This window comes from Paraburkholderia tagetis, from assembly GCF_022213065.1.
In the GTDB taxonomy this organism is placed as follows: Bacteria; Pseudomonadota; Gammaproteobacteria; order Burkholderiales; family Burkholderiaceae; genus Paraburkholderia; species Paraburkholderia tagetis.
This window is the reverse complement of sequence record NZ_JAKLJA010000003.1, coordinates 404,629-415,501: the sequence shown is the minus strand read 5'-3', so window position 1 is coordinate 415,501 and position 10,873 is coordinate 404,629. Positions and strand designations below refer to the sequence as shown.

Genomic DNA, 10,873 nt, shown 5'->3' with positions numbered 1-10,873 from the left:
CTCCTCGATGCTCAGCACGTCCTGCATGGGGTCTTCTCCGGGCAAAAGCCAGAGTAAACGCGTCATGGCGCGGGTTTACAACTTTTGTGACAGGCGTTTTTACATTTCATGCGATTGCCCTGACCACACCTCAGGCAATCCCTCACTTCTCGCGCAGAAAGTCGCTTAAGACGCGCAGCTTGGGCTGCAATTGCGCGCGCCCTGGCGTGTACAGGTAGAAGCCAGGAAACGACGGGCACCAATCTCGAAGCATGGGCACGAGGCGTCCGCTATCGAGCTGCGCGCGAACAGAAGCTCGTGATCGCCACCAAGCATTCGTACAACGCGCAAACGGGCAATCCCAACGCGGGGGGCAATCATCGCAAGCACCTGCTGCGCGCGCTCGAAGGCTCGCTCAAGCGCCTCGGCACCGATTAGTCGAAGAGTCGCTTGGCGCGCTCGACTTCACGCTCGCGCCCGAACTGGTCGCGTGCCTGGACGTGGCATCCGAGCCGGCACGCCCGTTCCCTTATTACGTGTTCGCGGACGGCCGTCAGGCGCGCATTCAAGGCGAGGCGAACGTGCGTGCGGTGCCGGTGAACCACCCATCTGCAGCATGTTCCGGCTCCGACGACGCAATCCTGACGGAAGAACAGGCTGCATCAATACGCCGCGCTTATACCCAATCATTTATGTGAGTGCTGACATTAACTCGCCGCAAAATGCAGACATATGACAGAGACCGATTCGGCAGAGACGAACGCTTACGCCGTTTTAATTCTGTTTAAGGTTCTGGGGTCAAGCTCGGGCGATAATTAACTGATATAGACAGGTAACGGAACGCAGTCGAGTACGCAGGGGGCGGCAAGCAACGAACGCCAAGCCTGCCGCGCCTGTGTGGCCACGACCGGCTAGCTGATAGGAATGCAAGATGCGTCGCGACAGTGACCGGCGATGCCACAGGCGCTCGCGAGCCCCAAATCCAGGCGACAAACGAACGGGCGCCAATGAAGCGTAGCTAAATAATTATATTCCGGCGCAGTTAATAAGTTGTCCCGATGTGCGAATAAAGCAACACGCACACTGGAAAAACTCCTTTGCGTTGGCAGGCACTAGCGTGATTGAAGGGCGGAGCCGGATAATTGCCTTACATAGGAGAAAGATCATGGACGCCAAACCACCAAGGATTCCGACCCCGGACCAAGTCTTCAGCCCGGATCCGGAACCGGTGGCCGTCGAGTTTCTCGGTGATGAATTGCCCGCTCACGTTCGGGCATTTCTCGACGAGCAACGCAAGGCACACGAACAGCAGTGACGGGGCAGCGCACCGGCGCTAGACGTACAAAACGAACGGCAGGCCCGAGCGGGTATCTCCGCACGTTTTTGCGCGCTTTCAATCGCACCATCGAAATGATGGCGCGGGTGTCCGGTTGCGTGCAAAACGACGAGGAGCCTCAATTCGCTTGACGCACGCGCGTTCGAGGAAACGCGCGTGCGGTTCGCGTATGGCACTGCGCAATCGCACCGACAATTCAGATCGCTTTCCGCCGAACTGAACTGCTTGCGGCAGCCCCTGCCGTTGCAGCGTTGACGAATAAGCCAGCAAGCGCTTCATAACCGGCTATCCTTCGCTTTTTCCTCTTCGGCCAGCCGGCCTGCTCTCTCAATGAAATCCGCTTTTCGCGCACTCGCGTCCTGTGCCGCCGCACTTCTCATCATGTTGCCGGCTGCCTCGGCACGCGCCGACGGCGACGACACGGCGCTCACCAACCTCGTCGCACTGGTTTCACAGCGTCTCTCGCTGGCAGAGCCCGTCGCACACTGGAAATGGATCAACCACAAACCGATCACGGATACGCCGCGCGAAAACGCGCTGCTCGCCGACGTCCAGAAGCGCGCCGCGGCCGCGGGCGTCGATCCGGTGTTCGCACGGACGTTCTTCCGCGATCAGATCGATGCGAGCACGCAGATGCAACAAGCGCTCTTCGCGGCCTGGCAGTCGTCACAGGCGCCCGCAGGTCCGGCACCCGATCTCGCGACCGTTACGCGCCCGCAACTCGACCGCCTCACGGCGCAGCTAATCATCGCACTTGCGCGCGTGCGACCCACGCGCGCGGCAGACGACTGTCCGGCACGCGTAGCGCGGGCAGTGGCGAACTGGAAAGAGTTGACGCGTTTCGACTCTGCGCGCACTAACGCCATGACGCGCGCGCTCGGCCATGTTTGCGAAGGCGGCGGCGCAAGCGGCACGGTTTAAACCCACCGGACGCCCGTCCCTCAAGGGACATTCGGGCCGTTCAGGCCAGATTCGTCAGCCCGTCGACGACCAGGTTCTGCAAGGGCAATACGCGCAAGCCCTTTTCGAGGCGGCTATGCAAGATGCGCCACGTCGAAAGTTCGAACGGCGCATCGGCAGCCGCCGACGCAGCAACGAGACTGGCCGCCTGCGTCGCGCTTGCGGCCGCACCGAGGTAGCACCAGCGATCGATCACGTGCAACACGGGCTGACCATGCGGGACATCGTGCTCCTCGACCAGCACGGCACCGTCGAACGGCCAGGGCGCGTCCTCCGGATCGTGCTTCGATACACGCGGCACGCGGTTGAACGATGGCCGCAATTGCGCGATCCATCGCGCCTCGACGAAAAGCGCCCCCAGTTCTCCCCCCGTCGCCTGCCATTCGACGCGCCGGATCTGCTGCGCCATGCGCTGCTCACGCGCCGAGCGACGCTCGCCTGACAGATGCGAGCGCACGCGCTGACGCACGCGGACACTGCGCCCGACATAAAGCGGTACGTCGCTTTCGCCGAAGAATGCGTAGACACCATGACCTGCCGGTGCGGTATCGATGAGATCGTCGGTGATATCGCCCGCGAGCCGGTGCCGGCGCGTGAGCCGCTCAACCTGCGCGGCAAGCATTTGCGCGGGCACGAGGCCCGGCAAGCGTTGCCAAAACTGCCAGAGCAGATCGGCGTCGGCGAGCGCGCGGTGACGATCGGCCGGCACGAGCGCGTGGCGCTCCACTAGTGCGTCCAGACCGTGACGCTTCTCGGCCGGAAACAGGGCCCGCGACAGGCGCACCGTGCACAGCACATCGGGGCTGAACGTCAAGCCGGCGCGCTCGAACTCGGCACGCAGAAAGCCGCGATCGAAACTGGCGTTATGCGCGATGAAGAGCTTGCCCGAAAGCCGCTCGAACAGCGCGGGCGCGATTTCGGCAAACGTGGGCGCTCCCCGCACCATTGCGTCGGTGATGCCGGTGAGCTGCTGAATAAAGGGCGGTATTGCCTGCTGAGGATCGACCAGCGAACTCCATCGCGTGGCCTGCCCATCCCTTACCTCGACAACCCCGACCTCGGTAATGCGGTGTTCGCCCACCGAACCGCCCGTCGTTTCGAGATCAACAAAAACCAGCGGGCCGTCGCCGGACGGAAGTTCGGCGTTCAAGAGGATGTCGGACATGGTGAAGCGGCAAGACGAGAATGAGAAAATCGCCCAAGTATGCACCGTTTGGGCAAATCGCGCAGAGGGTTTACGCTGTGTCGGGTTTACGCTGCATGGCTTTCCTGGCAGCGGGTTTTATCTGCACTAGCGGAGGGATTTTTGAATTGGGGTTTTCCCGCCAATCACATGAGTTTCACAAAGATCGCCCGATATTATTACGCGATTCTTTATACGCCGAAAATAAAAAAGCCCTGGGGTCACCAGGGCTACTAGCCACGGGGAGCAGACACACAGGCCCGCTCGCGCGCCGCGCTTACAGCGGCTGAATGTTCGCCGCTTGCTTGCCCTTCGGGCCGACCTTGACGTCGAACGAGACGCGCTGGTTCTCCTTCAGCGACTTGAAGCCTTCCGAACGAATCTCCGAGAAGTGCGCGAACAGGTCGTCGCCGCCGGCGTCGGACGTGATGAAGCCAAAGCCCTTTGCATCATTGAACCATTTGACAATACCGGTTTCCATCTTTCAGTTTCCCTAGAAATATAATGACGCGGGCGATACCCTCACGTCGAATGCCAACTGACTCACCTTTCTGCGTCCCGCAATGGATTTGAAGCTGAAAGGAAATTCAGAATGGTCGTTATACGGGGAACGTCAATCGACAGTCAAGCGATTTTTTTATAACCGCAATCCCATTTCAACGATAAGGCAGTGCGCGTCAAAAATCGTGCAAATATATATGCATGTGAAATGAATATGCGTGGTGTGGCTTTTTTACTGACCAATGGGAGAGTCGTCGCCGGATCGGGAAAAACTACTTGTCTGTAACAAAACGTGTCAAACGTAAGTGTTTTTACTGGTTGTTCGAGTAATACATTCAATCCATGATGAATACCGTTAGCGTGCAACGGGAGGCAACCATGCTGACGGCACTACGACGGTGGATTCATTGGCTCGTACAGATCGACGGCACCGATCCGGCAACCGGAACAACGGGCGACGTCGCGGCGTACGGTTCGTGGCACGGCGACCATTGGCACAACCTGCTGTGTTCCCCTATGGACGCCCGACACTATGTAATGGAAGACTGGAGCCTGCAGCCTGAGCCGCCGGAAGAGCCCACCAGATAAGCGCTACATGCGGGGTCCCGCACGCGGCAAGCGGAGTGCAGGCAAAAAAAGAGCGCGGTTATGAGCCGCGCTGACAAAGGTTTGGAGATCTTTTTCGTCAACGAAAAAGTCTGCTTCGAAAAGCAGCCATTACAGTATAGCCGCTGCGCCGCCGGGTCATTAACTTCACGGCGCACAATCATCTGTTACGTGAGCGACAATAATCACGATTGACCAGTTTGGCGTTGTTTTTTGCAATCAATTGGTGTAGCGATCGCACAACGCCGTTTGGTTGACACCCTACCCCGCCCAACCTGAATCCCGCTGAAAGCCCCAACCAGCAAGGCTTAACGCGAGCCTCAATATCATTTCGGATTTCGCAATACTTTATTGCGTGAATCGGAATACCCCCTTTCCGAGCACCCTCTCTACACTCTGCCTGTCCGGAAACCGCTTCGACGGATTAACGCGCCACGCGAGTATTGCCTCTCGCTGCCTTTCGCGTGGACGGTTTCCCAAACAGGGTTCAACGAAACCCACCTCTGTTCTCGGAGTTTACAAAGATGAAAAAGACTCTCATGGTCGCTGCCCTCACGGGCGTTTTTGCAACGGCTGCGCACGCGCAAAGCAGCGTTACGCTGTACGGCCTGGTCGACGCTGGCATCACCTACGCAAACAACTCCGGTGGCCACAGCCTCTGGAAGGCATCGAGCGGCACGGTCAACGGCAGCCGTTGGGGCCTGCGCGGTGCTGAGGACCTCGGCGGCGGCCTGAAGGCTATCTTCACGTTGGAAAACGGCTTCAACATCATGAACGGCACGGCTAGCCAGTCGGGTCGCATGTTCGGCCGTCAAGCGTTCGTCGGTCTGGCAAGCGACCAGTTTGGCGCGGTCACCCTCGGTCGCCAGTACGACTCCGTGGTCGACTACCTCGCTCCGCTGTCGAACACCGGCACGCAATACGGCGGCACGATCGCTGCTCACCCGTATGACAACGACAACCTGAACAACTCGGTTCGTCTGAACAACACGATCAAGTACTCGAGCGTCAACTACGCTGGTTTCAAGTTCGGCGGCACGTACTCGTTCTCGAACAGCAGCGAATTCGCGAACAACCGCGCATACAGCGTTGGCGCGTCGTACAACTGGGGTGGCCTGAACGTTGCGGCTGGCTACCTGCATATGAACAACGACGTCAACAACCTGCAACTGGGCTCGGCCAACTCGGGCGCGCAAACGGGTGAATACACGTTCGCAGCAGGCCGTCAAAGCACGTTCGGCGGCGGCGTGAACTACACGTTCGGTCCGGCAACGGCTGGCTTCGTCTATACGCAGACGCAACTGGGCAATGCAGTTCGCATCTCGCCGACGCAATCGGGCACTGCGGCTGGCCTCGGCTTCAACTCGGGCAGCGCACGCTTCCAGAACTTTGAAGGCAACGTCCGTTACGCTCTGACCCCGGCCCTGAGCCTGGCTGGCGCGTACACGTACACCCGCGCGAACTTCGGCGGCGGCGTGAACCCGAACTACAACACGGTCGCACTGCAGTCGGACTACGCACTGTCGAAGCGCACCGACGTCTACCTGCAAGGCGACTGGCAGCACGTGTCGTCGAACCAGGAACACATCGGCGCTTACCTGAACGGCGTGGGCTCGGCATCGACCCGTCAAGACCAGGTCGCTGTGACGGTTGGTATGCGTCACCGCTTCTAAGCAGCACCGCGCAGGCCTCACTGGCCTGCTGTGCAGCTGAAAAGGCGCCGCTTGCGGCGCCTTTTTTCATTTCTGCGCGGCGTTCAACGCACCCAACTTCGCGCCCTCGCTAGCCCTCACGCACCCGACGCGGGATAGCGCACGTCCAGCACGTCGACAGGTTCAGGCCCGGCAGGCGTATGCAGCGTCACCTGATCGCCGATCCTGGCCTTCAGGAGCGCGCGCGCAATCGGCGAGACCCAACTCACGTGGCCGTGGTCGAGATCGACCTCGTCGATCCCTACGATCGTGACCGTATGAGATTCACCGTCCTCGGTGCCGTAGTCGACGGTCGCGCCGAAGAACACCTGATCCACGCTTTCCTGGCGGCTGCTGTCCACCACCTCGGCCAGATCGAGCCGCTTGGTCAAGAAGCGGATGCGCCGGTCAATTTCGCGCAGCCTGCGCTTGCCGTAGATGTAATCGCCGTTCTCTGAGCGATCGCCGTTCGAGGCGGCCCACGAGACGAGCTTGACCACCTCGGGCCGCGCCTCGTCGATCAGATGCAGCAGCTCGCTGCGCATGCGCTCGTAGCCCGCGGGGGTGATGTAGTTCTTGGTTCCCGCAGGAATTTCGGGATGACCGGCTTCGAGATCATCGTCGTTGTCGGTCGATTCTTTGACAAATGCCTTGTTCATGATGGTTCGCTTCACTACACGTTGCTTGCGACTACCGCCCAGATGCGCAGCCCGGATTCGCAGCACAGATTAGGTTGACCCTTCTCTCAGGTTACACGAAGCGCGTCCGCAGACAAATCGCGATAAGGGCCTTCCCTTTTTTGAAAACGTTGCTATAATCTCACTTCTGCGTGCGGCTGTAGCTCAGTTGGATAGAGTACTTGGCTACGAACCAAGGGGTCGTGGGTTCGAATCCTGCCAGCCGCACCAACTTTTTCGAGTTTTGCTCAAGCAACATCAGTGCAAAATCTCAGGTAGTACATTGCAGTAAGTAGTATCGTTTTAGCGTGCGGCTGTAGCTCAGTTGGATAGAGTACTTGGCTACGAACCAAGGGGTCGTGGGTTCGAATCCTGCCAGCCGCACCACCTCTCGAAGGGCCTTCCTGAATCAGGAAGGCCCTTTGTTTTTCCAGCATCCTCTTTGTAGCGTCCATCAAGCGTCTAGCGCGGCGGCGCACCGATATCGCCAATCTGCGCATCCGGGCGCGGCACATCCTCCACATTGCCAATCGCACTCGGCTCCCCCACTGGCGCCATATTCGCGCCCAGCACGGCCTGCGGCTGACGCAGCACCTCCTCTACCGTATCGCCAAAGCGGCTCTTCACGAACGCACGCAGCAATGCCTCACGCGTTGTCGCGCCGCGCGCTTCGACTTTGCCATGCGCACCCTCGAACTGCGCCACGCAACGCGCCGGCTCGCCGGTATGCCCCTCGCTCAGTTCGAAACGCCGGGCGCGGTCGAGCACGACGCCAGCAGCCTCCCACGACGTGGACGGTTCAAAGCGCCCATCCCACGGTCGGCCACGGTCATTACCGCGCACCGCAACGGTTTCGCCGCTATCAGTGAAATAGATCTCCCGCACGAAGTCCGGCAGGCTGCGCGCCACCCAGTAATCGAGCGCGAGGCCGCTCAGGTCAGCTACGTTCATTGCGTGCCCTCGTTTCCGGTTGATAGCGGTTCGTAGGAGGTGCCAAAGGCGCAGCACACAGGGGCAACGCCGGACGGCCGCAGAAGATCGGGCCGGAAGGACAACCAAGCGACAACAAAGCGACAACAAAGCGACAACTAATCGACAACAATGCGAACGACACAAGCGAACGACACGGCAACCAGCGGCACAGCCCCGCAGAGCCGATGTACCGCCGCGTCAGGCAACGAGAGGGGCGATGCCGGGAGCAACCCGCTATAGGGGCCGCCCGTGCCGTCAATAGTCGGCGCGCTCGCGCTCGATGCGCATGCCACCCTCGTGGCGATGGTGCCCTTCGTCGCTGGGACGCTCGCGCGTGATGCGCATGACGTCCGGATTCGTGCGCACGCGACGCATGACGTTCGCGAGGTGCACGCGGTCGCTCACCTGGATCACGAAGCGCAGCATATTCGACTCCTGCGCGAGGTCGTCGTCCATGGCGATGTGCACGATGTTGGCGTCGGCGGACGTAATGTCGGCGGCCACGCGGGCGAACACGCCCTTCGTGTTCTTCACGAGCACCTTCACGGCGACGTCGAAGAGACGTCCCGGCTGCGGCGCCCACGCCACGTCGATCCAGCGACCCGGATCGCGCCGGTGTATGCGCTGTGCGACGCGGCAGTCGGTGGTATGGATCGCCATGCCCAGGCCGATGCCGATATAGCCCATGATGTCGTCGCCCGGAATCGGGCGGCAGCAGGCCGAGAGCTGCACCGACATGCCCTCGGTGCCGGTGATGACCACGGGCGGCGCTTGCGGCGCGCTCGGGTCGCGCGGCGGATGCTGGTTATCGTCGTCGTCGGCGTCCTGGCCGCTCATCAGCACTTCGATGCGCTTGGCCATGACCGCCGCCACGCGCCGGCCGAGGCCGATGTCGGCGAAGATCTCCTGACGATTCTTGTTGCCGGTCCACAGCACCAGCTTTTCCCACACTTCCGGCGTGACTTCCGCAAGCTGGTAGCCATAGCCCTTGAGCGCCTGATCGACGAGGCGCTCGCCAAGCTGCACCGACTCCGTGAGGCGCATCGTCTTCAGGTAGTGACGGATGGCCGAGCGCGCCTTGCCGGTGCGCACGAAGCCGAGCCACGCGGGATTCGGCTTGGAATACGGCGCGGTGATCACCTCGACGATGTCACCGCTCTTCAATTCCGTGCGCAGCGGCAGCAACTCGTTATTGATCTTCACGGCGACGCACTGGTTGCCCAGGTCGCTATGGATCGAATACGCGAAGTCGAGCGCCGTGGCGCTGCGCGGCAGCGCCATGATCTTCGACTTCGGCGTGAAGACGTAGACGGCATCCGGGAACAGGTCGATCTTGACGTGCTCCAGGAATTCGCTGGAGTCGCCCACCTCGCTCTGGATGTCGAGCAGCGACTTGAGCCACTGGTGCGCGCGCTTCTGGACGTCGTTGAGATCGGCGCCGCCGTTCTTGTAGAGCCAGTGCGCGGCCACGCCCGCTTCGGCGATCTCGTGCATCTTGCGCGTACGCACCTGGAACTCGATGGGCGCGCCGAACGGGCCCACCAGCGTGGTGTGCAGGGACTGATAGCCGTTCACCTTCGGAATGGCGATGTAGTCCTTGAACTTGCCCGGCACGGGCTTGTAGAGCGCATGCAGCGCGCCGATGCAGGTGTAGCACTCGAGCGGCGACTCGACCACCACGCGAAAACCGTACACATCGAGCACCTGCGAGAACGACAGCTGCTTGTCGCGCATCTTCTTGTAGATGCTGAAGATGGTTTTCTCGCGACCGGTGACTTCGGCATCGAGCTTCGCTTCGGCGATCGCACGCTGCACCGATTCCAGAATCTTGCTCACCACTTCGCGGCGATTGCCACGCGCGGCCTTGACCGCCTTTTCGAGCGTGGCGTAGCGATTCGGATTGAAGTTCGCGAAGCTCAGGTCCTGCAGTTCGCGATAGGTGTTGTTCAGGCCCAGGCGGTGCGCGATGGGCGCATAGATATCGATGGTCTCGCGCGCCACGCGGCGGCGCTTCTCGGGCGGCACCGCCCCGAGCGTGCGCATGTTGTGCAGCCGGTCGGCAAGCTTAACGAGAATCACGCGTACGTCGCGCGCCATCGCGAGCAGCATCTTGCGGAAGTTTTCCGCCTGCGCTTCCTCGCGATTGCGAAACTCCATCTTGTCGAGTTTCGAGAGACCGTCGACCAGTTCCGCGACCTTCGCGCCGAAGCGCTCGGCAAGCTCGGCCTTGGTCACACCCTGGTCTTCCATCACGTCGTGCAAAAGCGCGGCCTGGATCGACTGGGCATCGAGCTTCCAGCCGGCACAGATTTCCGCAACGGCGACGGGATGGGTGATATAGGGTTCGCCGCTCTGACGATATTGCCCGAGGTGGGCTTCGTCGCTGAAGTGAAACGCCGCTTTGACTTCCTTGATTTCCTCGGGTGTGAGGTAACCGGAAAGCGCTGCGGTCAGATTGGCGATGGAAACGACACCGTGCTTGCGAGGCTGCTCCGGTGTTGCGGTCGGCCCGAACAGATGGCGAAACGACTGTTCGAGGACCGCGTCGATGTAATTGCGCGCGGGGCTCGCAGTCTCGGCTTCCTGGTCCACCTCAGTGGCCGGCGAGGGCGTGGTGCTCATGTTCCCCTCCGTATCAGGTCAGGCGTTGACGGTTGCCGCGCGGCGCAAATTACATGACAAATGGGTACGACAAGGTACTGCCGGGTACAACGTAGTACGGCGAGGCGCCGTTAGACGGGCACCTTTTTCAGCATTTCCAGACCGACCTGGCCGGCCGCGATCTCGCGCAGCGCGACGACGGTAGGCTTGTCGCGGCTTTCGATCTTCGGCGTGTGGCCTTGGGCGAGCTGGCGTGCGCGATACGTTGCTGCGAGCGCCAGTTCGAAGCGGTTCGGAATTTGTTTCAGACAATCTTCGACGGTGATGCGGGCCATGTCGGGTTCCTTCTCATTCTCAGCAGGTTCTT

The 10,873-nt window shown here is 60.8% G+C and carries 10 protein-coding genes and 2 tRNA genes; 6 read left to right on the top strand and 6 right to left on the bottom strand.

The genetic code is table 11. From position 1 onward, the window contains the following. Window positions 1–1,144 precede the first annotated feature (1,144 nt). Together L5014_RS07085 and L5014_RS07080 are read left to right on the top strand one after the other, a co-directional pair. Window positions 1,145–1,294 (top strand): hypothetical protein, encoded by a 150-nt coding sequence (locus tag L5014_RS07085; RefSeq protein ID WP_167066521.1) that lies wholly within the window; start codon window positions 1,145–1,147, stop codon window positions 1,292–1,294. Between the two features lie 351 nt (window positions 1,295–1,645). After that, window positions 1,646–2,236, top strand: coding sequence for a chorismate mutase (locus tag L5014_RS07080; protein WP_274389264.1), 591 nt, complete (start codon window positions 1,646–1,648; stop codon window positions 2,234–2,236). Between the two features lie 40 nt (window positions 2,237–2,276). On the opposite strand, the gene L5014_RS07075 is transcribed toward L5014_RS07080, so the two are convergent. Next, window positions 2,277–3,440, bottom strand: coding sequence for an exonuclease domain-containing protein (locus L5014_RS07075; RefSeq protein ID WP_238462854.1), 1,164 nt, complete (start codon window positions 3,438–3,440; stop codon window positions 2,277–2,279). Between the two features lie 295 nt (window positions 3,441–3,735). Next, complete coding sequence (locus L5014_RS07070; protein ID WP_027817418.1) at window positions 3,736–3,939, bottom strand: cold-shock protein; 204 nt, start codon at window positions 3,937–3,939, stop codon at window positions 3,736–3,738. Between the two features lie 398 nt (window positions 3,940–4,337). Between L5014_RS07070 and L5014_RS07065 the strand changes: the two genes are divergently transcribed. After that, window positions 4,338–4,547 (top strand): hypothetical protein, encoded by a 210-nt coding sequence (locus L5014_RS07065; protein ID WP_238462853.1) that lies wholly within the window; start codon window positions 4,338–4,340, stop codon window positions 4,545–4,547. 542 nt (window positions 4,548–5,089) lie between these two features. Continuing rightward, the gene (locus L5014_RS07060) at window positions 5,090–6,238 is read left to right on the top strand and encodes a porin (protein WP_238462852.1); all 1,149 of its coding nucleotides are present in this window, start codon (window positions 5,090–5,092) and stop codon (window positions 6,236–6,238) included. 116 nt (window positions 6,239–6,354) lie between these two features. On the opposite strand, the gene greB is transcribed toward L5014_RS07060, so the two are convergent. After that, window positions 6,355–6,915, bottom strand: coding sequence for a transcription elongation factor GreB (greB, locus tag L5014_RS07055; RefSeq protein WP_238462851.1), 561 nt, complete (start codon window positions 6,913–6,915; stop codon window positions 6,355–6,357). Between the two features lie 172 nt (window positions 6,916–7,087). Between greB and L5014_RS07050 the strand changes: the two genes are divergently transcribed. After that, window positions 7,088–7,164: transfer RNA gene (locus L5014_RS07050), tRNA-Arg, on the top strand. Window positions 7,165–7,243: 79 nt separating this feature from the next. After that, window positions 7,244–7,320, top strand: a tRNA-Arg gene (locus L5014_RS07045). A 75-nt stretch (window positions 7,321–7,395) separates the two neighbouring features. Here L5014_RS07045 and L5014_RS07040 read toward each other — a convergent pair. The 3 genes from L5014_RS07040 to rpoZ form a co-directional block, all read right to left on the bottom strand. Then, the gene (locus L5014_RS07040; RefSeq protein ID WP_238462850.1) at window positions 7,396–7,884 is read right to left on the bottom strand and encodes a phage protein NinX family protein; all 489 of its coding nucleotides are present in this window, start codon (window positions 7,882–7,884) and stop codon (window positions 7,396–7,398) included. Between the two features lie 276 nt (window positions 7,885–8,160). Continuing rightward, a complete protein-coding gene (locus L5014_RS07035) occupies window positions 8,161–10,527 on the bottom strand; it encodes a RelA/SpoT family protein (protein ID WP_238462849.1) in 2,367 nt (788 codons plus the stop codon). Between the two features lie 110 nt (window positions 10,528–10,637). Then, a complete protein-coding gene (rpoZ, locus tag L5014_RS07030) occupies window positions 10,638–10,841 on the bottom strand; it encodes a DNA-directed RNA polymerase subunit omega (RefSeq protein ID WP_006400783.1) in 204 nt (67 codons plus the stop codon). Window positions 10,842–10,873: the final 32 nt, after the last annotated feature.